Here is a 20,510-nt window from a genome sequence, read left to right as displayed (position 1 = left end):
TCGCGGATCTCTCCGCCTGAGTCTATTCCTTAATCGAACCAAGCATTGCTCCTTTGGCAAAATACTTCTGCAGGAACGGGTACACTATGACGATAGGCAGCATCGCCAGCAGAATGGCCGCATTCTGGACATTGGGTCCAAGGTTGGCCGCAAGCGAGGCATCTACCGCTGCCTCTGCCGAGATATTGGAGGCGCTGATTGCCACCATCTGCCGCAGGAGCGGTTGAATCGGCCAGCGTGTCGTATCATTCAGATAGATAACCGCCGAGAAGAATTCATTCCAGAACTGCACCATGAAGAACAGGGTGAACGTGGCGATAATCGGCTTGGACAGCGGCAGCACGATCGAGTAGAGAATCCTGAATTCCCCCGCCCCGTCTATTCTTGCCGCTTCGTCCAGACTCTCAGGCAGGCTCTGGAAGAACGAGCGGATGACCATAATATTGAAGGCACTGGAGGCTGCCGGAAGCACTACCGCCCAGTAAGAATCGATCAGACCCAGATTTTTGACGACCAGATAGTTCGGAATCATGCCCCCGTGAAAGATCATCGTGAAGAAAATAACCAGCAGCATGATCCGGCGGCCGGGCAGAAATTTCTTCGACAGGGCATAAGCCAGTGTAATCGAGACAAACAGGCTGAGCACCGTGCCCATCGCCGTGATAATGACAGAGTTCTTGACGGAGGTCAGGAACGTATTCGCATTCAGCAGATAGCTGTAGGCGTCCAGTGTCCAGTGCTTGGGCCAGATGAAGAAATTCCCGGCCATCGAATCTCCCGGCGGACTGAACGAGACCGCGATAATATATAGAAAAGGCAGAATAACCAGCAAGCTGATTAAGCAAATCATGACTACAATAATGGTGTCAAACCAGGTTGCCTTAAGCTTCATAACCTCTCCACTCCTGTTCTTGTTCTAGAATATGCCTTCCTCACCCAGCAGCTTCGCCGCATAATTGGCCCCGAGGACCAGGATCAGACTGGCAACGGATTTGAACATGCCTACGGTAATCGCGAAGCTGTAATTGAATTGCTCCAGACCGACATGGTAGACGAACAGATCGAAGACATTGGAGACATCCAGGTTAAGGCTATTGGTCATCAGGAAGATCTGCATGAAGTTGGAGTCCATCGAGGAGCCCAGACGGAGCAACAGTAGAATCACGATGGTCCCTTTGATGCCGGGGAGGGTGATATGCCAGATGCTCTGCAATCGGCTTGCTCCATCCACCTTGGCTGCTTCATACTGCTCAGGGTTAATCCCCGCCAGTGCCGCCAGGAAGATAATCGTGCCCCAGCCCGCATCCTTCCAGATCGACTGGAAGATGACCAGCGGCCGGAACCATTCGTTGCTGACCAGGAAGTTAGCGCTGCCGTCGAACCATTGGCCGAGGTAATGGTTAATGACGCCCGAAGGCCCGAAGAAGGAAATCGTAATCCCGTAAATCACGACCCAGGAGAGAAAATGGGGCAGATATACGATGGTCTGCGAGACACGCTTGAACACCTTAAGCCGCACTTCATTCAGAAGCAGCGACAGGAGGATCGTGAAGGGAAAATAAATGATCAGATTCAGTAGACTGATCAGCAGCGTATTTTTCAGCAACATATAGAAATCGGAGGTTCCGAAAAACTGTCTGAAATTATCCAGCCCCACCCAGGGACTGTCCATCATGCCCTTGAACGGGCTGTATTCCTTGAAGGCCAGAATGAGTCCTGTCATCGGAATGTAATGAAAGGTGAGAAAGTAGAGAATACCCGGTGCTGCCAGTAAGTAAAAAGGCCATAGCTGATGAAACCGTTTGGGTCGTAAAGCTCTCTGCACAGGCTAAACCTCCTTATCCAAATGGGCAAAAGAAAGGGGAAAGCCCCCTCCTTTGCCTCTGTATATAGTGTTGTTGTATTACTTCGCGGAATGCTCTGCGTTATACTGGTCCTGCAGTTCCTTGGTGATCTGCACACCCGGACCCTCCGTCCAGGTATCAATCTCCTTCTGCACATCCTCCCAGGCTCCCTCGCCCAGCACATACTTCGTCATTACCGCACTCATTTTCTTATAGCTGTCCGGATTCTTGCTGGCGTACTGTGAGTTGTAGCTGAGGAACGGATTCTCCACCCCGATCTTGCTGATCGTATCGAGAGTTGTCTTTTGCAGCGCCAGGATGTCCGGCTCCTTGGAGTTGGCGTATACATATGGATCTGCACGGTTCTCCAGGATGAAATTGTTCGGCTTATCCAGCTCATACTGCTTCTTCTGCTCCTCGGTCTGCACCGCAACCCCATTCTTGAAATCGCTGGAATGGATGCCGGTGACTCCCGCTTTGGAGAACGCTACATTCTCTTCAGAGGCCGTGAAGTCAAGGAAGTCTACAATCTGCTGCACCTTATCCTCCGGCACGGAGCTTGGAACCGCCCACAGTCCGTAGTACCCGGAGAGTACAGAAGCACCCTTCTGTCCGTTCGCGCCTTCAAGTACATCGACAATCGCGATTTCGGCCTTCGGGTCCGTCTGCTTCAGCTTTTCTACGTTGGTCTCTACAATATCACTGACATTCCCGACAAAAGCACCCGCTGTACCGGCCAGGAACTTACTCCGTGCCTGCCCCTGGTTCTTCAGTACCGGCGCATCCTTGTCGATCAGGCCCTTGCTCCAGGAATCTCTCAGCCATTCCAGGAAGGCCTTGTACTCAGGCGTCTGGAAATCACGGACCACGTTGTCGCCGTCCAGCTTCCACACATTTGGAATGCCAAAGGCATACTGGATCGGGAGGACACCCGAGAACGGCCCGGGGCTATTCACACCGTCTGAACCGTAGATCGTGAACGGGATGGTTTTGCCGCCGCCCGCCGGGTCCTTCTCCTTGAACACCGCAAGCGCATTCGTCAGCTCGTCCATGGTCTTCGGAACCGGCAGATTATATTTATCCAGCCAGTCCTTGCGGATCAGAATATTGGCTTCGCCTCCGCCGTACAGACCGCGCGGCCGGGGAATCCCGTACGATTTGCCGTCAATCTTGGCACCATTCCAGACCACCTCATCAATCTGGCTGATATTCTTGGTCTTCGCAAGGTAAGGGGTCAGGTCATGAAAAGCGCCCATTTTCACCAGGTTGTTGAATTTATCGTCCTTGCCGCCATCCATCAGCAGCAGATCATAGGAATCTCCGGCCGATACTGCCACAGAGAGCTTATCCGTATAGGCTTCGGATGGCACGAAGGTTACGTTCAGATCTACATTGCCGCGCTTCTCCAGATCCTCCAGTGCCTTGTTGTTCGTCATCTCCGGCGGATTGCCGAAAAGAATGGTCATGGCCTTGATGCTGGCCGGCTTGCTAGCCGCACCGCTTGGTGTACCGCCTTCCGGTGCCGCTGTGCTGCCTGCCGCTGAATTATTACCGCTGCCGCAGCCCGCCAGTGTAGTTACCATCAACGCCGCCGAAGCTACAAGTGGTACAAGCTTTTTTGTAATATTCATTGTCATCCCCCATTTGCTTGTATTGATTGCGTTTACATCGTGCTTACACTTTGGATTATAGAAGACGCCGGAGCTTAAGAACATGCCGGATTCCAGCCAAAGTGTCACCATTTTTAAGATTTGCCGTTCCGCAGGTATCTCCATGTCCGCCAATGTACTATAATCTGTTTAGGATAGCCTGCCCGGTATCCGTAGTCCAAAACCCTTAACGGATGTGACTCTATGAATTCACCCTTTTTCAGCTTTTTGCGGCGGAGCTTCTATATTAAGATGATTGTCGTCATGTTCGCCATCTCGGTGGTTCCGCTGATTGTGCTGTCCTTCATTTCTGTAAGCGTATCCAGCACGACGGTGGAGCAGCAGGTGAACCGCCTGAATGCCCAGCTCGTCAATCAGGTCGTGGACCGGATTGAATTAACCATGACCCGGCTGCGGGAGCTCAGCGAGCAATATTCGCGGATCTCGTCCATTCAGAGCGCGCTGGTATCGCCTTCGGCCCAATATTTTGAAGAGGTGGTCCGCAAAAAGGATCTGATCTCCGTGCTTAGCGGCGCGTCCGCCATCATCGGGAATGTGGAGGGCCTACAGGTCTATTCCGCCGTTACAGGAGAGGTTCTCTCCTCCACGGAAGCCCCGGCCATGCTGGAGGAGTCCCCGTACCGGCCGCTGATTGAAGCGTATCTGGCTTCGGGACGGCCGAATCTTTTTCTGGACAAGCATTCGCTGCCTGAGCTGGCTATTCTGAATTCGTCTACCTATTATATCTCACGCGTTCCCTTCGACTTATATAAGGACCTGAAGGGCGTGCTGCTGATCTCCATGAATAACAGCCAATACCAGCAGCAGATTGAGAATATTCAGCTTGGGAGCGAGGGCTCTATCTCCCTGCTGACGGAAGACGGCCTGACCATTGCCACGACCAGCAAGCTGGATAAGCAGGCGGATAAGCAGCGGGTTCAGGAGATTCTGGGGCGCTGGAAGGAGCTGAAGCGCCCGGATCAGTTCGCGGCAGGCTCCTCTATTGTCTCTGTCAAGCAGACCTCCACCTATGACAAGTGGATCGTGCTCTCGGAGATTCCATCTAAGGAGCTGACGGCCAGCGCCGAGATTATCCGCCGGACGGTCACTTATTTTCTGCTCATTCTGGTCTGTCTGGGGGCGCTCTGTGTGGTCGGCTTCGGGTATCAGCTCTACCGGCCTCTACAGGCTGTGAAGCGGCAGGTCGATGCTCTGAAAAAAGGGAATTTCGAGGCCCGGGTCACCCATTTCGCCAATAATGAAATCGGGGATCTGGGCCGTATGCTCAATACAATGGCTGTCCGCATACAGGATCTGCTGGCAGACCTGCATGATTCGGAGGATCTGAAGCGCAAGCTGGAGATCCGGGCGCTGCAATCGCAGATCAACCCCCATTTCATGTACAATACCCTCAATACGATCCGTATGTTCGCTATGATGAAGGATTATGAGAAGATCAACTCCCTGATGGGACGGCTGGTGGCCTTGCTGCGGTATTCCATGGAGAATTTCGAGCAGACGGTACAGCTCCAGCAGGAGCTTGATTATCTGGCGGATTATGTCGGGCTGCTGAATATGCGCTACAAATGCCAGATCCATCTGGAGGCTGAGATTGAGGAGCCGCTGTGGGGCATGATGATTCCGAAGCTGGGTCTGCAGCCGCTGATTGAGAACTCCGTGTTCCACGGCATTCTCCCGCGTAAGGCACCGGAAGGGCATATCCGTGTGCGCGTATACAGAAGTCCCGGCGGGAGCCATATTATTGTACAAGTCGAGGACGACGGGAACGGTCTGGAAGAGGCTGAGCTGAGGAAGCTGCAGCTCCATCTCCAGCAGGAAGAGTCTGCCGAGAACATCGGTCTGCAGAATGTATGGATGCGTATGAAGCTGCTGTTCGGGGCGGAGACACAGATCCTGCTCACCAGCGCTCCGGGCGAAGGCTTGACCATCCGCATGCTGCTGCCGTCCGGGAACGTTCTGATTAAGGAGGAACATCATGAATCACTATAGAGTTGTCCTTGTGGAGGACGAGATTCCGGCAAGAACGGTTTTCCGGCATTTCATTGAGGAGCGTGCAGATCTGTTCACCCTTGTCGGCGAAGCTGAGGATGGCCGGGACGGGCTGGAGCTGTTCCTGAAGCATAAGCCGGAGCTGATTGTTACCGACATTACAATGCCGGGCATGAACGGGCTGGAGATGCTGCGCGAGATCGAACGGAGCGGGGCACCTGCCCCACAGATCATTATCCTGACCTGTCATCAGGATTTCCACTATGCCCAGCAGGCCATTCATCTGAAGGCGGCTTCCTACCTGATCAAGGATGACTGCCTCTCTGATCCGGGCCTGTTGACCCGGACGATGGAGGAGCTGGCAGTCCTGGCGGATTCACGCGGCGAGACGAGAGACAATTATCTGCAGCTGGAGCAGCAGGTCCGCCTGAGCGAAGTCGAGATCGAGCAGAGCCTGTTCCTCGACATGCTGCGCAGCCCGGCGGCTGAAGCCAAGTGGCTGCGCAGTCTTGCGGACTCGCAGCTCCCGCTTCACGGCCAGGGCTTCATGACCCTGCTGCTGGAGCTGGACCGCAACTCCCTGCGCTTCCCGATCGACCAGCTGGAGGAGCTGAAGCTGTGGCAATTCGCCGGGGTGAACGTGCTGAAGGAGCTGCTCGGCAGCATAGGCCCGCATAAGGTTATCGCCCTCGACAAAGGGCGGTTCCTTGCCCTGTATACCGACAGCTTCAAGACGGAGAGACCCCGCTTCCTGGAGCAGGTGCTGGAATCCCTGGCCGCGAATCTCCGGATGAGCTGCATCGCCCTGCTGTGCAGCTTCGAACAGGGACTGGAGGACCGGCCGGAGGCACTGAAGCGGCTGGCTTCGGCGCCGTATCCGTTCTTTTACCGCTGCAATGAGCTTATCGGCATTGGGGAGTGGGGGCAACTCTCCAGCTTCCAGCGGATTCCTGAGCCGCAGAGCCGCTTCTGGAGCAAGGTGCTGAAGAAAGCGCTGCTGGAGCCGCATCTCAGCACGGCAGCTCTGGAGCAGGAGCGCCAATCCCTGCACCGTCAGGCGATGGAGCAAGCGTGGGACCCGGAGCAGATCAAGTCCCTATATCTGCGAGTCTTTCTGGATATGAGCCATAACGTTATTGGGGCGGAAGGCGGGGCGGATCTCGAAGCAGAGCTGCGTGTACAAATCGAGCTGTGCCAGACATTCAACGCTGTACATGAGATCACCTGCGATCATTTCCGCAAGCTTCAGCAGCTTCAGGAGGGCGGCCGGAAGATCGATGCCTCCATCACACGTATCATTCAACAGATGCGCGAAGATCTCAGCTATCCCTACAAGCTGGAGGAGCTGGCCGCTTCGATCAATTACAGCGTGCCCTACTTCAGCTCCATGTTCAAGAAGGCCGTCGGCGAGAGCTTTGTCCAATACCTGACCCGCCTGCGGATCGAACAGGCCAAGCTGCTGCTGCTCACCACCGACCACAAAACCTTCGAAATCTCCGAATCCATCGGCTTCGAGAATTACCGGTCCTTCAACCGGATCTTCAAGAAGGAGACTGGCGTCTCCCCCTCCGATTACCGCCGTCAGGGGACCCAAAGCATATAAATTCAGAAACAGCAGCATGGCCTACGCGCGCTCCCGGTCCCATGTGGTCGGTTTTTCGATTACATTTTGCCTACGCGCCCGCGCAACGCCGATTGTGGTCGGTTTTTCGATTGTATCCGGTTTACCGCAAAAAGCCCCCGCCTTCACCGGAAATTCCGGTGAGGACGGGGGTTACCCTTGTTAAGCTAAGCCGTCAGGTACGGCGGTTCACGAACATCAGCATAAGTGCGGAGATGACAATGATTGAGCCGACCCACATCCAGGCCAGCGTCATATTTCCGCCATCCACCGCTACATAGATCGCGGTAGGCACGGTCTGGGTGCGTCCCGGAATATTGCCCGCCACCATAATCGTTGCCCCGAACTCGCCCAGCCCGCGGGCGAAGCCGAGGACATAACCGGCAGCCAGTGAACGCCCGGCCAGCGGCAGGGTCACATAGCGCAGCACCTGAAGCTCGCTGGCTCCCTGCGCCCTCGCTGCATCCTCAAGGTCCTTCTCTACCCCTTCGAAGCCTGCCTTGACCGTGCGGTATACCAGCGGAAAAGCAACCACAACAGCGGCAATGACTGCCGCCCCCCAGGTGAACAGAATCGTTTGCTCCGTGAACTGTTCATACAGCCTCCCGATCCAGCTCCGCCGTCCGAGGATCACCAGCAGGACGAAGCCGACCACGGTTGGCGGCAGCACCAGCGGCAGCAGCAGGACCGTTTCGACCAGGCTGTGTCCGAAGAACCGGCGTCCCGCCATCTTACGGGCAGCCAGTGTGGCCAGCAGGAACACGATCATACTGGTTAATACCGCAATCTTGATTGATAACCAGACCGGGGCGAAAAAGTCGGTCCAATTGATCTCCATCTATCTTCACCCCATCTTAATGGTAGTTAGTTATTTAGCCAATTGAAAGCCGTAGCCGGTGAAGACGGAACTTGCAGCAGCAGTCTGCACATAACTGTAGAACGCTTTGGCCTCCGCCTGATGCTTCGAATCCTTAACAATGCCCACCGGATAGTTAATCGCCTTGTGTACATGGCCGCCCACCGTCAGGGCGATCTTCACCTTCTTCGAGGTTAACGCATCCGTCTTGTAGACGAACCCGGCATCTGCATTGCCTGTCTCCACATAAGACAGCACCTGGCGGACATCCTTAGCGAAGACCAGCTTGCTTTGCAGCGTATCCCATACCTTCTTCGCGGTCAAGGACTGCTGAGCGTATTGTCCGGCTGGTACCGATTCCGGCTGGCCTACGGCTACCTTTTTGAAGGCTGGAGCGGTAAGGTCAGTAATGGTTGTAAGCTTCGTGTTCGAATCGGAAGGCACAACGACGACCAATTGATTCTTCAGCAGCGCCTTGTGGTCTGCAATCAGCCCTTTATCCACCAGCGCGTTCATCTGCTTATCGCCTGCCGAGAAGAACAAGTCGGCCGGTGCCCCCTGCTCAATCTGCTTCTGTAGCGTACCTGAGGCGCCATAATTGAACACTAGCTTAATCTCAGGATGCTGCTTCTCATACTGCACAGCAATCTTGTCCAGACTATCCTGCAGACTCGCTGCTGCGGAGACAATAATCTCCGTCTTCTTCACTGCCGCCTCAACATCTCCTGCTGAACCCGCCGACACGCCCGCCACCATAAGCAGCACCAACAATCCCGCTAACCACTTCTTCAGCACACTCCATACCTCCCAATCCCTATTCTTTATTTTGATCATATTCTAGCAAGTTAAATCGAATTATACAATGCATTTGATTATGTTTGTATATGTTTAGTTATAATTAGTATTGAAATCAGGGATTACCCTAGTCTGCACGCCAAAAAAACCCCGCCCTATGTATAGGGAAGAGGCCTGTTCTAAGGCTATTCGCAATAAACTTCTCACAGTTCCAGTTATTCGACCTTGAAAGCAACCTTGAAGCTTCCCTTGGCATCTTGCCCCTTGATTTCAATCCGGTATTTCCCGTCCTTCCCGGCTTCCACCTTCTCGGTACCTGATTCATTGGTTGCCAGTTCAGTAAGCACCTCATTATCCGGCCCGTATAACTTCATGGACAGCCGGCCCTTTTCCACCTTGGATTTGTAATCGATGCTGATCGTTTCGCCGCTTTTCATGCTCAGCTTCTTCTCCTCTGTGCCCGTAAAAAGCTTGTAGGAGCCGCTTATTTTGCTCTTCGTGCTGGACCCGACGTACATTTTTTTCTTGTCACAGGAAGTCAGCAGCACCGACGCCATGACGATCAAAATCCCCAGTTTCATCCATTTATTCTTCATATCCCTAACACTCCCCCGGTTTAGATTAGATGGCCGCAATGCGGACAACGGATACCCTCATTGCCTGCATTAGATGCTATGTAAATGTGATGCTGTTTCCTTGCCAGGAGATACAGGATCAGACCGATGAAATTAGGGATATAGATGACCGCAGTCACCCACAGCCAGGCATTCATCCGCCGCCGCGAGGCATCTTTATAAATGAATACCGCGATTAGCACATTCAGCCCCAGGAACAGCAGGGCCAACAGGCTTATCACGATGAGCCAGGTCAGATTCTCCTCCATAAACTCGCCCATATAGGGGCTTATAGCGTACCCCAGCGCAATACAGCTTAACAGGATGGTTGCTGTAAGCGCCCAAAAAACAAATTTCTCAACGGTTAAGTGAACTTTCATAAGACCCTCTCCCGCCTCCCATAGTACTGTACAACAGTAATGTTCCGGCGACCATTGGAGACAGGATGAACAGCAGCCCCATGCTGATCTTCCATTGCATGGCAGCCGGACCGGCCAGGAAACACAATCCCAGCACCAGGAATACCAGCCATTGCAGGACCATTAACCCGGAAAGGATTACTATTCTTCTGCGCCCGTGAATCCGCCGAATCGTATTAGAGACAAGCTCTGGTGATGGCGTGAGCGGCAGATTGAAATATTCCGTCAGCAGCCGGTCTTCGTCTCCGGACTCCTTCATTTAGTTCATCTCCTTCATTAGCTTGTGCAGCAGCTTCTTACCATGATTCAATCGGGATTTGACAGTTCCGAGGGGAACTCCCAGCACCTCCGCTATGCCCTCATAGCTGAACTCCTCATAGTAATACAGTACGAGAGGGGCAAGGTAACGTTTGGGCAGACTCCGCAGGCATTCCTCCAGGAGCCGGTGCTCCTCATGCCGCAGCAGATCCTCTTCTGCCAGTGGAGCCGGGTCTCTAATATGTATAAGCTCCGCATCCGAGGACAACCAGGTCCAAAGGGCATACACGCTTTTCCACTTCCGGTAGCGGTCACGGTACATGTTGAAGGCCACCTGGAACAGCCAAGGCTTAAAGGGACGCTCCGCATCATACTTCTCCAGCTTGCGGAGCACACGTACCCATACCTCCTGGAACAAATCCTCCGCATCCTGCCGGTTCAAGGTAAGATGGCGGCAGAACCGGTATAAATCATCCCTATACCTGACAATGAGAAACTCAAGATGCTCTTGTTGACCGGACTTGCATCCTTCAACGAGCTGTTTGTCGGTCATCATCTGTTCTCCGCCCACCCTTTCAACCTACATTACGTAGCGTCCCGGATATTGTTCGAAAATTCACAAAGTTATTTTTGGGAAAAGTAGGGCTTCGGTTCACAGAACGCTGAGAAACGAATCTCCCATTCGGGAACCACGTTGGGCTAATTCTGAACTAAGGTTTAGCAGTGACCCGAGGATAGGAGGTGGAACTGGCTTAATTGCAATTCGTACAACTAAAATGCCCGATTCCTAACCCTTCTCACGTTTAGTTGTATTTCGTACATTTAAAAGGCAGCCTTCTCCCGTTTATCAGCTAATTGGGCAGATTTAGTTGTACAGAATACAGTTAGAAGATGAAACTATGCCTTTTGGCTGCTTTTAAGTGTACATTCTGCAACTAACACAGGAAACCACCTTCCATCAAAACAAGAGCTGTCCCAAGCAGCCATTAATATGGCTTGGAACAGCCCTTGCTAATACCTTCTATTCAGATTTAATTCTTCATCCGCGGGTCCAGCACATCCCGCAGGCCGTCGCCCATCAGGTTGAAGCCGAGGACCGTCAGCATGATAGACAGGCCCGGGAACACCACGGTCCAGGGGGCCTTCTGGATAAACTGGCGGGAATCGGAGAGCATCTTGCCCCATTCCGGGTCCGGCGGCTGAGCGCCCAGTCCAAGGAAGCCCAGGGCAGCGGCTTCAATGATGGCTGTCGCGACGCCGAGAGTGCCTTGAACAATGATCGGCGTCAGGCTGTTCGGCAGGATGTGGCTGAACAGAATCCGCCCGTTCTTCATCCCGATGGCCCTGGCCGCCGTAATGTACTCCTCGGACTTCAGGCTCAGCACCTTGGCCCGGACCAGCCGGCCATAGGTCGGAATGTTGACGATGGCAATCGCGTAGAGCGCATTCTGCAAGGAAGGTCCCAGAATAGCTACAATAGCGATGGCCAGCAGAATACTCGGAAAAGCCAGCAAAATGTCAAACAGACGGGAAATGATCATATCCATCCATTTGCCGTAGTATCCGGCGAGGATGCCCAGCGCAGTGCCGACAATGATCGAGCCGATTACGGAAAAGAATCCCACCCAGAGTGAAATCCGCGCCCCATAGATTACCCGGGTGAACAGATCCCGCCCCAGATCATCCGTACCGAACCAATGCTCTGCCGACGGCGGCTTCAGGCGGTTCACCAGCTGCTGGGCCTTGAAATCATATGGGGCGATCCACGGCGCGAGCAGCGCAATCAGTACAAAGAACAGGATAATGCCAAGCCCGGCCATGGCCGTCTTGTTCTTGCGGAAGGCCTTCCACGCATCGCGCCAGGGGCCGGAAGCTTGATCCGCCGGAGCCTTAGGAGGTGGAGCCTGTAGTGCTGCCTGTCCCATAGCTGCTCCCCCTCACTTGTAATTGATGCGCGGATCGATAGCGGCATACAGCAGATCCACCAGCAGATTGATGACCACAAAGATAAAGGCAATAATCAGAATCCCGGTCTGGATCACCGGATAATCCCGCGAGCTGATCGCTTCAAAAATATAACGCCCTACCCCGGGCCAGGCAAAAATCGTCTCGGTCAGCACCGCCCCTCCGAGCAGCGCCCCTGTCTGCAGACCGATTACCGTCAGCACCGGAATGAGTGCATTTTTCAGCGCATGCTTATAGACCACGAGGAACTGCGACATACCCTTGGCCTTCGCTGTACGGATATAATCGGAATTCATTACCTCCAGCATACTGGAGCGGGTCATCCGGGCAATGATCGCCATCGGAATCGTGCCAAGCGCAATACTCGGCAGAATGAGATGCTTAATGACCGTCCACAGCTGGTCCCACCGTCGGGCCAGAATCGTATCCAGCACGTACAGATTGGTTATCGTCTCCACCGGATTGCGCTGGTCCATCCTGCCGATGGACGGCAGCCAGTGCAGCTTCAGCGCGAAGAGCAACTGCTCCATCAGCCCCAGCCAGAAGATCGGCATCGATACCCCAATGAGCGCGATGATCATCGCCGTATAGTCAAACCAGGAGTTCTGCCTCCAGGCGCTGAGGATACCGGCGTTCACCCCGACGAAGGTTGCGAACAGCATGCTGGCAGCCGTCAGCTCCAGCGTAGCGGCCAGATACGGTACGATTTCTTTGGCAATCGGCGTTTTGGTGCGGATCGAAGTCCCGAGGTCCCCCCGGGCCAAATCACCCATGTAATTAAAATATTGCTGCAGCCAGGGCTTGTCGAGGCCAAGCTGGTTACGCAGCGCCTGCTTGGATTGCTCGGTCGCCTTCTGGCCGAGAATCGTCTCGGCCGGATCACCCGGAATGGCATGGATAATAGAGAAGACGATCAGGGTCATGCCGATCAGCACGGGGAACAGCACCATCACACGTTTTATGAGGTAAGAGTTCAATTCCGTTCACCTTCCAAAGGTGTATTTATTCAAAATAAATCTCACTGTAATACTCTGTCCCTGTCGGTCCGGGAACGAAGCCCTTCAGATTGGCCTTGCCGGCCAGCAGCGGTGTGGTATGAACCAGCGGAATCCATGGCGCATCGGCTTTGATAATCTCCTGAGCCTGCTTGTACAGCTCGGTGCGTTTGCCCTGGTCTGTCTCCTTCTGGGCGCCGGTCAGAAGCGTATGCAATTCTTCGTTCACATAAAAGGCACGGTTATTGCCGGGAATAGCATCCTTGTCCAGCAGGGTATACAGGAAGTTGTCCGGGTCGCCGTTGTCGCCGGTCCAGCCTAGCATGAAGATATCGTCCTTCTCCCCGGCCTTGGTGTCATCGAGATAAGTCGCCCATTCCGGGGACTCAATAACGGTCTTGACCCCGATCTTCTCCCATTCTGCTTGAATCGCTTCGGCTACCTTCTTGCCGTCAGGCATATAAGGACGGGATACAGGCATCGCGTACAGTGTCACCGGATCAGGCAGTCCGTCAGGATAACCCGCTTCGGCCAGCAACGCTTTGGCTTTGTCCAGATCATACTCATAATCCTTCACACTGTCGTTATAGCCCCACAGGGAAGGCGGCATAGGATTCACCGCAGCCTGGGCCTGGCCGGCGAAGAATGCATCGATAATCTCCTGCTTGTTGACTGCATGGCTGAGCGCCTGCCTTACCTTCACATTGTCGAACGGCTTCTTCTTGAAGTTGAAGCCGAGGTACGCCACATTGAACGGCGGACGCTCAATCTTGGTCAGAGCACTGTTGCTCTCCAGCGTGGACAAGTCATCCGGGCTGAGATCTTCCATCAGATCGATTTCCCCGTTTTGCAGCGCCGTGAAGCGGGCTGAGTTGTCCGGAATCGAGCGCACGATGACCTTGTTCAGCTTGGGAAGCCCTTCCTTCCAGTAGGCGGTATTCTTATCCAGTGTGATGGAATCATTGCGCTTCCACTCCTTGAACACGAACGGGCCTGTCCCTACCGGCTCATTTTTGAAATTCTCCTTTTTCTCCTTGATCGCAGCAGGACTGGCAATCCCGAAGGTGGTCATGGCGATATTCTGCAGGAACGGCGCCTGCGGCTGGTTCAGTACAAATTGAACCGTCGACTCATCCACCGCCTTCACTTCCTTGATCACCCGCGCCCCGTCCGGACCGAACATGGAGTCATAGTAATCGAAAGAATCACCTTCGAATTTGTATTCACTGGCCGGATCACTCCAGCGCTGGAAATTGAACACGACTGCCTCGGCGTTGAAATCGGTTCCGTCATGAAACTTCACGCCAGGATGCAGCTTGAAGGTGTAGCTCAGCCCGTCCGGCGTTACTTCCCAGCTGTCGGCAAGTGAGGCCTGGACTTCAGAGGTACCCGGCTTATACTCGAGCAGCGAATCGAAGACCTGATGCGCAATCTTCAGCGACTCCCCGTCCGTCACAATCGCCGGGTCCAGGGAAGCCGAGTCGCCCCCGCGCCCCAGGATCAGGGTATCCTGCGCTGTCCCAGAGGTCTCAGGTGAGCTTGCCGGAGCATTTGTTGCCGCCGTATTCCCTCCGGTATTTCCCGTGTTGCCTGTGTTGTTCCCTCCGCCGCAGCCGCTGAGCGCGAGCCCCGCGCCAAGCATCAGTACCAATGTGAGATTACCCCATTTGTTCATCTCCAGAAAGCTCCCTTCTTTCATTGAAATATCAAAGTGTTTATATAGAGCCGTGCAGGTAGCACAGCTATAAACCAAGGTTCTTCTGTATATGGCTCTAAGATGCAAGCAAATCAGGCTAGCGGTGTATTGGCTTCTCCATCATAGAGATGGCAGGCTGTGAAGTGTCCGGATTCTGTCTCCATCAGCGGAGGCCTGATCACCCGGCACTGCTCCATCACGCGCGGACAACGCGTGTTAAATGCACATCCGACTGGCGCATTCGCCGGATTCGGTACCTCCCCCTGCAGAATGATCCGCTCCTTACGGATATCGGGATCAGGTTCAGGAACCGCAGACAGCAGAGCCTGCGTATAAGGATGCTGCGGCCGGGCATAAAGCTTATGCTTGTCCGTAATTTCGACAATCCGCCCCAGGTACATTACCGCTACCCGGTCGCAGATATGCTTCACCACACTGAGATCATGGGCGATAAATATGTAAGTTAAGCTGAATTCCCGCTGCAAATCCTGCATCAGGTTAATAACCTGGGACTGGATCGATACATCCAGCGCAGAGACAGGCTCATCTGCAATAATCAGCTTCGGATGGAGTGCCAGTGCTCTGGCAATGCCGATCCGTTGGCGTTGTCCGCCGGAGAACTGGTGAGGGTAACGCTGCAGATGGGCCCTGGACAATCCGACTACATCCGCCAGCCGCTCCACCTCTGCCTTGCGCTGCCTGGCATCGCAAGTAGCGTGTACAATCATCGGCTCTTCGAGAATACGCTGCACAGTATGACGCGGGTCCAGGGAGGAGAACGGGTCCTGGAAGACAATCTGCATCTCCCGGCGCTGACGCCGCATATCTTCCGCAGACAGCTTCGTAAGCTCCTGCCCTTCGAACCAGATCTCGCCCGCTGTCGGCTCAATCAGCCGGAGCAGCGCGCGGCCGGTAGTCGATTTGCCGCAGCCGCTCTCCCCTACCAGACCGAAGGTCTCCCCCTTGCTCACAGCAAAGGAGATATCATCCACAGCCTTCACACTGCCGCGTTCCCGGCTGAAGAAGCCCTTGTTCAGCGGATAATACTTCCGGAGTCCCTTGACCTCAAGCAGGCTCTCACTCATACCGCATCCTCCTGTTCCCTGTCATGCAGCCAGCATCTGCAGCTGTGCTGCTCCTCTTGCCGTGTCAGCGCCGGAAGGCTCTGCATGCACAGCTCCATGACCTCCGGGCAGCGCGGTGCGAACCGGCAGCCCTGCATCTCTGTGCTGAGAATCGGCACATTGCCCGGAATGGAGTAGAGACGTTCCTTAGCTTCATCCATCCGGGGGACGGAGGCAATCAGTCCTCTCGTATACGGATGCAGCGGATTTTTGAAAATATCATGTACACTGCCTTCCTCCACCACCTTGCCGGCATACATCACAGCCACACGGTGGCACATCTCGGCTACTACGCCAAGATCATGGGTAATCAGCATAACGGCAGTGCCCTGCTCCTCATTCAACTGGCGGATCAGCTCCAGAATCTGGGCCTGAATTGTTACATCAAGTGCGGTTGTCGGCTCATCGGCAATCAGCAGCTCCGGGCTGCAGGAGATCGACATGGCAATCATGACACGCTGGCGCATGCCTCCTGATAGCTGATGCGGGTACTCGTCGATGATCGCTTCCGGCCGGGGAATTCCAACCTTGCGCAGCATACCGACAGCATGCTCCCGGGCCTCCTTCCTGGAGAGACCACGGTGCAGGCGTACCGTCTCCATAATCTGCTGTCCAACCGTGAATAAGGGATTCAGCGAGGTCATCGGCTCCTGAAAGATCATCGAGACCGAATCCCCCCGGATCTTACGCATATCCTTCTCCTTCAGCGGAACAATATCGCGGCCCTTCAGCAGGATGCGTCCGTCAACAATTCTCCCTGGGGGGCTTGGGACCAGCTTCAGGATAGACAGGGAGGTGACACTTTTACCGCAGCCGGATTCTCCTACGACACCCAGAACTTCGCCCGGATTAATGTAGAGATCGACACCATCCACTGCCGGAACCTCACCGCGGTCCGTTAAAAAGTGGGTATGCAGGTTTTCAATGCTCAGAATCGGCTGGATCAAGTCTCTCCCTCTTTTCTGTTAAAAATTGAACGAAGGTCAAATGCCTGCTCAGGAAAACTATTTAAAAAGTTAGATATATTAACTAATACCTAACATAATAAGTAATCTAATTAACTTTAAATACATATTACTGTTATTTAATGTATAACTTTACTATGGATATCCTATCTAGGCAAGGAAAATTTGTACATATAACTAACCCTATGAATTTTATATGAATATATCAGAGCATAAAAGTGTGAGGAAAATATACCTGCAGTTATTTGTACAGCGACAGCCACTTCTCCAGTTGTTGCTTCAGCACATCCCGGTAATATAGCGGCTCCATAATCTCAGCCTCTTCCTTGTATTTCATAATCCAATGAACGAAGCCGATATCCTGCTCCACAGCGACCTTGAAATGCAGGCTGCGGTTCTGGCGGTCTACCCTGCTCGGCTTCACAAACATCTCCTCCTGCTTCAGCCGTTCCATCATCCGCTGCGAGAATTTGACTCTGAATTCAACCTGCAGGCTGTCCTGTTCCAGGGACCACTTCTGCTCCATGAAGGACTGCAGATCGAACTGGTCTTTGGAGAACCACCTGTCCAGCGGATTGACACTGGAGAAGCCGTTAATATGAAAGGTGCGGATGATCCCGAAGCGGTGACAGAAACCAATCAGGTGAAAACGATTCTCTAGCGGGACCAGGCAATAGGGATCAATCCGGATACCTTTTTCTTCGTAGGCATTCTCACTATAGTCAGCCTGTATGCTTCTCTGCTTCATTACGGCATCCAGAATGTCGGTCAGAAAGAGGGGCTGGTCTCCCTGAGATCTGCTATTTTCCGTCCAGTTTGGTCCGGCTTCCTTTTTCGTACGCTCCATTGTTTCTTCCCTTTCTGCCTTTTGCTTATAATCTGCCGCCATCACTTTCTCGTATGCGTCTTCAAAGCCCGGGGGCAGCAAAGGTTTGATCTCTGCCATAATACTGCGTAACTGTGAAAAAGCCTCTTCTTCCTCTTCTGACCAATCCAAGGGGTACAGCGCGAAATTACCGATAAAAGCATACCCCTTGCCATGTCCCATATGAGTAATGGGGATATGCATGGCACTGAGCGCATCCATATCCCGATAAATCGTTCTCTCGCTGTTGCCGCATCGTTCCGCCAGCTCACGGGCCAGAATTCCCGGTTTGGCTTGAACTAGCGTAATGATGCGCATCAGCCGGATCAATCGGTCTGTCATATTCAGTTCTCCTTGACTTATGGTAAAATAGACCCATTATTTTTAAATAAACTAGTTATATATATCTATAACCAAGGATGTAATAACCGAGATAAGAAAATATAATAGAACTATTTTACTATGTTACCACATTTAGATATTACGCATTTCTTAATCTGCTCCGCCCGGTGTGATTCTATATTTGAGCCCTATGTATGGGTAATTCCTATTCTATCTACGCAGCTTCCCAGCAATTATCTCATTCCTATCCTGCTGAGCGGCAGATGCTCTGCCTCCAGTCTTTTATACAGCGCTTCCGCTTCTCTGAGCAGCTGCATATCCCCGGATCGGGCAGCCATCAGGAGTAGTTGATCGGCCTGCCTGCGAAGAATATCTGCGGGTACCTCAGGCTTGTTCTTCATCCGGGCCTCCTGGGCTTCCGCGATTAGCGCCTCTGTCTGCAGCAGCGCCAGATGCTTCTCCACATGGAAGCAGGAGCCTGCCCCCAGCAGGCCGGTATGATGGGAATATTCGATTCCCAGCTTCTTGAGCGGCAGCTCGCGGATACGTTCCACCGTAGGCTGCTTGTATTGCCATTGCAGCCAGAGGGCTTCATGTATGCCTGCAGGCATACCCGCCATCATGAATTCCAGGGCGATGTACCTGCGCTGCCCGGAATGGATTTTGCCAAGCTTCAGGAGCAGTGATCTCCCCTCTCCTTCTTCTGCACTACAGCCGTAACATCCTGTTACCTTGACATGACTTTCGAGCCAGACACGCAGCTCAATATCCCGGGCTACCACCTTCCGGCTCTTCTTGCGGGAATCCTCCCCTTGTAGCGCTCCCTTCCACTCCACGAGCAGCACTATTTTCTTGGCACCGCCTGCCAAAATACGCTCCTGGCTCCATGTAAACAACGTCTGAATACTTGCTTGCATATTTCCACCTCTTTCTTAATTTGGGTCTTCTATTAATGTACCAATATTGGCGGACAACTCCTTGTCATGGAATGTATGTTCGGTCCTATAATATCGACAAAAAAAGAGCCAACCTACCCCAAAAGGTGATTGCCTCTTTATGAAAGTCTATTCTTTTGTCAAAATATGACGAACAAAGTTTTACGCATTACATCAATCGGACCCGTCTGCCCGCCTTCTCATGCCGGAAGAACAGCCCAAGGGCCCAGGTTGCACACAGCAGTGCGAAGAGGAAGAACAGCAGAGACCATACAGCGGCCGGTAAAATGGTCAATCTGGCCAGATTCGCTGCGTCCCCTGCCCGGGAAGGTGTCACGACGGAAGCATAGACCAGGAATAAGGTCCCCATCACGGACTCTTCCAGGGTCAGGAACGCAAGAAACAGATAGTAGTACTTGCTGACCTTCGGCCAGAGGAACAGCATCGCAGCATTCAGCAGAATGAAGCCGCTCAGCCAGATCATTCCGAAGCCGCCCCGTACATACAGCACAAGCATAATCAGCGCGACCAGGCTGGTCAGAACAAGCCCCCATTCCCGCTTATCTCTACTATAGAAATAGAAGAGCAGCAACGCGAACAGTGAAGCCAGAGGATAACCCGCCAGCGACACCAGGATCGCCTTGCCTCCGGCAGCAATCGCCGAATAGGTCACACCGCTGTGATCAGAATACAGCTCAATGCGCAGCACATTGCCGGAGAGCAGCAGAGTCATCAGCGCATGGCCGAATTCATGGAACATGGTATCCAGATTACGGAATAAGGAGGAGAACGGAATAAACCGGGTCAACAGGGCGGAGCCCGCCAGGAACAACAGTGTTTTGAGCCATCTATTCATTGAATACAGCCCCTTTCCGTTCACAGTATACGTTAATTTGCAGTTACACTCAATATTATGGAAACCATCCCTGCCTTAACGCTGTATTACCTCTTGGTTCTCTCCATAGACACAAAGGGTAATTATGCCTACAGCCGCCCGGGTTGTTCAAACAGCAAGCAGCTATGATAAAATAGGAGGACAATTAGCTCTAACAGGTGGTGATCAGCTTATGAAAAGACGGGTAACAGGAGTGATGCTGAGGCTGCTGGGTTCTTCCCTGCTTATGCTTGGCCTTACTCTCACTTGGCCTGCCCCCCAGGCCAAGGCCAATTATCTGAATGATATATACAATGGAATACAGAGCTTCTCGGAGCTTCCCGGAGAAGTCACCAAGCTGCAGGAGAGTTACCAGAAGACTGCAGAAGAGCTTCAGCAGACGAAGGAGGATCTCGGTGAAGCCAAGGAGCAGCTGACGGACAGCCTGCAGCAAATGCAGACGTATCAGTCCCAGAATGCTGCCCTGCAGGAGCAGAACCGCCAGCTCAGCCAGGTCGTGGACGAACTGAAGAATGACCGCACGGCGAGAGAGAACTACTTCAACCGGATCAAGGTGACGGTCATCTCCGGGATTGCTCTTCTGCTGGGCTACTTCCTGCTGATCCGGGTGCTGCGCTTCACGATGCGGTACCGCTCCAGAAGAAGCGACCGGCTGCGTTAAG

Annotated in this window: 20 protein-coding genes; 3 read left to right on the top strand and 17 right to left on the bottom strand. The window is 53.3% G+C overall.

Annotation, left to right across the window (positions count from 1 at the left end):
• Positions 1-22: 22 nt before the first annotated feature.
• From C173_RS05550 to C173_RS05540, 3 genes are all read right to left on the bottom strand, one after another.
• Positions 23-892 carry a carbohydrate ABC transporter permease gene (locus C173_RS05550; protein ID WP_036723143.1) on the bottom strand — a complete coding sequence of 290 codons (870 nt, stop codon included), beginning with the start codon at positions 890-892 and terminating at the stop codon, positions 23-25.
• 24 nt (positions 893-916) lie between these two features.
• Positions 917-1,825, bottom strand: coding sequence for an ABC transporter permease (locus tag C173_RS05545; protein WP_036723142.1), 909 nt, complete (start codon positions 1,823-1,825; stop codon positions 917-919).
• Between the two features lie 78 nt (positions 1,826-1,903).
• Entirely contained in the window at positions 1,904-3,475 is a 1,572-nt protein-coding gene (locus C173_RS05540) for an extracellular solute-binding protein (RefSeq protein ID WP_162174667.1), read from the bottom strand.
• A gap of 222 nt (positions 3,476-3,697) precedes the next feature.
• On the opposite strand from C173_RS05540, the gene C173_RS05535 reads away from it, so the two are divergent.
• Positions 3,698-5,503 (top strand): sensor histidine kinase, encoded by a 1,806-nt coding sequence (locus tag C173_RS05535; RefSeq protein WP_036723140.1) that lies wholly within the window; start codon positions 3,698-3,700, stop codon positions 5,501-5,503.
• Positions 5,490-7,106 carry a helix-turn-helix domain-containing protein gene (locus C173_RS05530; protein WP_036723139.1) on the top strand — a complete coding sequence of 539 codons (1,617 nt, stop codon included), beginning with the start codon at positions 5,490-5,492 and terminating at the stop codon, positions 7,104-7,106. Before C173_RS05535 ends, C173_RS05530 begins: the two co-directional genes overlap by 14 nt.
• Before the next feature lie 193 nt (positions 7,107-7,299).
• On the opposite strand, the gene modB is transcribed toward C173_RS05530, so the two are convergent.
• From modB to C173_RS05460, 14 genes are all read right to left on the bottom strand, one after another.
• Positions 7,300-7,962, bottom strand: coding sequence for a molybdate ABC transporter permease subunit (gene modB / locus C173_RS05525; protein ID WP_036723137.1), 663 nt, complete (start codon positions 7,960-7,962; stop codon positions 7,300-7,302).
• Positions 7,963-7,992: 30 nt separating this feature from the next.
• A complete protein-coding gene (gene modA, locus C173_RS05520; RefSeq protein ID WP_235191804.1) occupies positions 7,993-8,736 on the bottom strand; it encodes a molybdate ABC transporter substrate-binding protein in 744 nt (247 codons plus the stop codon).
• A gap of 254 nt (positions 8,737-8,990) precedes the next feature.
• Positions 8,991-9,371, bottom strand: a complete 381-nt coding sequence (locus C173_RS05515; protein ID WP_036723136.1) for a hypothetical protein — start codon at positions 9,369-9,371, stop codon at positions 8,991-8,993.
• 20 nt (positions 9,372-9,391) lie between these two features.
• On the bottom strand, positions 9,392-9,769 hold the full coding sequence (locus C173_RS32675) for a PLDc N-terminal domain-containing protein (RefSeq protein WP_051477832.1): 378 nt from the start codon (positions 9,767-9,769) through the stop codon (positions 9,392-9,394).
• A complete protein-coding gene (locus C173_RS05505) occupies positions 9,747-10,067 on the bottom strand; it encodes a hypothetical protein (protein ID WP_036723134.1) in 321 nt (106 codons plus the stop codon). The genes C173_RS32675 and C173_RS05505 overlap by 23 nt, the downstream gene beginning before the upstream one ends.
• Positions 10,068-10,622: an RNA polymerase sigma factor gene (locus C173_RS05500; RefSeq protein ID WP_081751026.1), complete on the bottom strand. Its 555-nt coding sequence runs from the start codon at positions 10,620-10,622 to the stop codon at positions 10,068-10,070.
• Positions 10,623-11,097: 475 nt separating this feature from the next.
• Complete coding sequence (gene nikC / locus C173_RS05495; RefSeq protein ID WP_036723130.1) at positions 11,098-11,991, bottom strand: nickel transporter permease; 894 nt, start codon at positions 11,989-11,991, stop codon at positions 11,098-11,100.
• Between the two features lie 12 nt (positions 11,992-12,003).
• A complete protein-coding gene (locus tag C173_RS05490; RefSeq protein WP_036723129.1) occupies positions 12,004-13,008 on the bottom strand; it encodes an ABC transporter permease in 1,005 nt (334 codons plus the stop codon).
• Positions 13,009-13,033: 25 nt separating this feature from the next.
• On the bottom strand, positions 13,034-14,701 hold the full coding sequence (locus C173_RS05485; RefSeq protein ID WP_155991270.1) for an ABC transporter substrate-binding protein: 1,668 nt from the start codon (positions 14,699-14,701) through the stop codon (positions 13,034-13,036).
• A gap of 113 nt (positions 14,702-14,814) precedes the next feature.
• Positions 14,815-15,807 (bottom strand): ABC transporter ATP-binding protein, encoded by a 993-nt coding sequence (locus C173_RS05480; RefSeq protein WP_036723126.1) that lies wholly within the window; start codon positions 15,805-15,807, stop codon positions 14,815-14,817.
• The gene (locus C173_RS05475) at positions 15,804-16,793 is read right to left on the bottom strand and encodes an ABC transporter ATP-binding protein (RefSeq protein WP_036723125.1); all 990 of its coding nucleotides are present in this window, start codon (positions 16,791-16,793) and stop codon (positions 15,804-15,806) included. The genes C173_RS05480 and C173_RS05475 overlap by 4 nt, the downstream gene beginning before the upstream one ends.
• Before the next feature lie 259 nt (positions 16,794-17,052).
• Positions 17,053-18,018: a helix-turn-helix transcriptional regulator gene (locus tag C173_RS05470; RefSeq protein WP_036723123.1), complete on the bottom strand. Its 966-nt coding sequence runs from the start codon at positions 18,016-18,018 to the stop codon at positions 17,053-17,055.
• Between the two features lie 233 nt (positions 18,019-18,251).
• Positions 18,252-18,935, bottom strand: coding sequence for a hypothetical protein (locus C173_RS05465; RefSeq protein ID WP_036723121.1), 684 nt, complete (start codon positions 18,933-18,935; stop codon positions 18,252-18,254).
• A gap of 187 nt (positions 18,936-19,122) precedes the next feature.
• Positions 19,123-19,809: a M50 family metallopeptidase gene (locus tag C173_RS05460; protein WP_036723120.1), complete on the bottom strand. Its 687-nt coding sequence runs from the start codon at positions 19,807-19,809 to the stop codon at positions 19,123-19,125.
• Between the two features lie 211 nt (positions 19,810-20,020).
• Between C173_RS05460 and C173_RS05455 the strand changes: the two genes are divergently transcribed.
• Complete coding sequence (locus tag C173_RS05455) at positions 20,021-20,509, top strand: hypothetical protein (RefSeq protein ID WP_036723118.1); 489 nt, start codon at positions 20,021-20,023, stop codon at positions 20,507-20,509.
• The last annotated feature ends 1 nt before the right edge of the window (position 20,510 follow it).

Origin of the sequence: Paenibacillus sp. FSL R7-277, assembly GCF_000517965.1 — a bacterium.
Taxonomy (GTDB): domain Bacteria; phylum Bacillota; class Bacilli; order Paenibacillales; family Paenibacillaceae; genus Paenibacillus_AQ; species Paenibacillus_AQ silagei.
Note: the sequence above shows the minus strand (reverse complement) of the source record. Positions and strands in the feature narration are given on the sequence as shown.

What these genes read in the sequence shown, in the direction of transcription:
- C173_RS05500 (WP_081751026.1), bottom strand. Translation starts at nt 10,622, where the DNA reads ATGATGACCGACAAACAGCTCGTTGAAGGATGCAAGTCCGGTCAACAA.
- C173_RS05470 (WP_036723123.1), bottom strand. Translation starts at nt 18,018, where the DNA reads ATGACAGACCGATTGATCCGGCTGATGCGCATCATTACGCTAGTTCAA.
- modB (WP_036723137.1), bottom strand. Translation starts at nt 7,962, where the DNA reads ATGGAGATCAATTGGACCGACTTTTTCGCCCCGGTCTGGTTATCAATC.
- C173_RS05535 (WP_036723140.1), top strand. Translation starts at nt 3,698, where the DNA reads ATGAATTCACCCTTTTTCAGCTTTTTGCGGCGGAGCTTCTATATTAAG.
- C173_RS05540 (WP_162174667.1), bottom strand. Translation starts at nt 3,475, where the DNA reads ATGAATATTACAAAAAAGCTTGTACCACTTGTAGCTTCGGCGGCGTTG.
- C173_RS05455 (WP_036723118.1), top strand. Translation starts at nt 20,021, where the DNA reads ATGAAAAGACGGGTAACAGGAGTGATGCTGAGGCTGCTGGGTTCTTCC.
- C173_RS32675 (WP_051477832.1), bottom strand. Translation starts at nt 9,769, where the DNA reads ATGAAAGTTCACTTAACCGTTGAGAAATTTGTTTTTTGGGCGCTTACA.
- C173_RS05530 (WP_036723139.1), top strand. Translation starts at nt 5,490, where the DNA reads ATGAATCACTATAGAGTTGTCCTTGTGGAGGACGAGATTCCGGCAAGA.
- C173_RS05550 (WP_036723143.1), bottom strand. Translation starts at nt 892, where the DNA reads ATGAAGCTTAAGGCAACCTGGTTTGACACCATTATTGTAGTCATGATT.
- nikC (WP_036723130.1), bottom strand. Translation starts at nt 11,991, where the DNA reads ATGGGACAGGCAGCACTACAGGCTCCACCTCCTAAGGCTCCGGCGGAT.
- C173_RS05480 (WP_036723126.1), bottom strand. Translation starts at nt 15,807, where the DNA reads ATGAGTGAGAGCCTGCTTGAGGTCAAGGGACTCCGGAAGTATTATCCG.
- C173_RS05460 (WP_036723120.1), bottom strand. Translation starts at nt 19,809, where the DNA reads ATGAATAGATGGCTCAAAACACTGTTGTTCCTGGCGGGCTCCGCCCTG.
- C173_RS05515 (WP_036723136.1), bottom strand. Translation starts at nt 9,371, where the DNA reads ATGAAGAATAAATGGATGAAACTGGGGATTTTGATCGTCATGGCGTCG.
- C173_RS05505 (WP_036723134.1), bottom strand. Translation starts at nt 10,067, where the DNA reads ATGAAGGAGTCCGGAGACGAAGACCGGCTGCTGACGGAATATTTCAAT.
- modA (WP_235191804.1), bottom strand. Translation starts at nt 8,736, where the DNA reads ATGGTGGCGGGCGTGTCGGCGGGTTCAGCAGGAGATGTTGAGGCGGCA.
- C173_RS05465 (WP_036723121.1), bottom strand. Translation starts at nt 18,935, where the DNA reads ATGCAAGCAAGTATTCAGACGTTGTTTACATGGAGCCAGGAGCGTATT.
- C173_RS05485 (WP_155991270.1), bottom strand. Translation starts at nt 14,701, where the DNA reads ATGAACAAATGGGGTAATCTCACATTGGTACTGATGCTTGGCGCGGGG.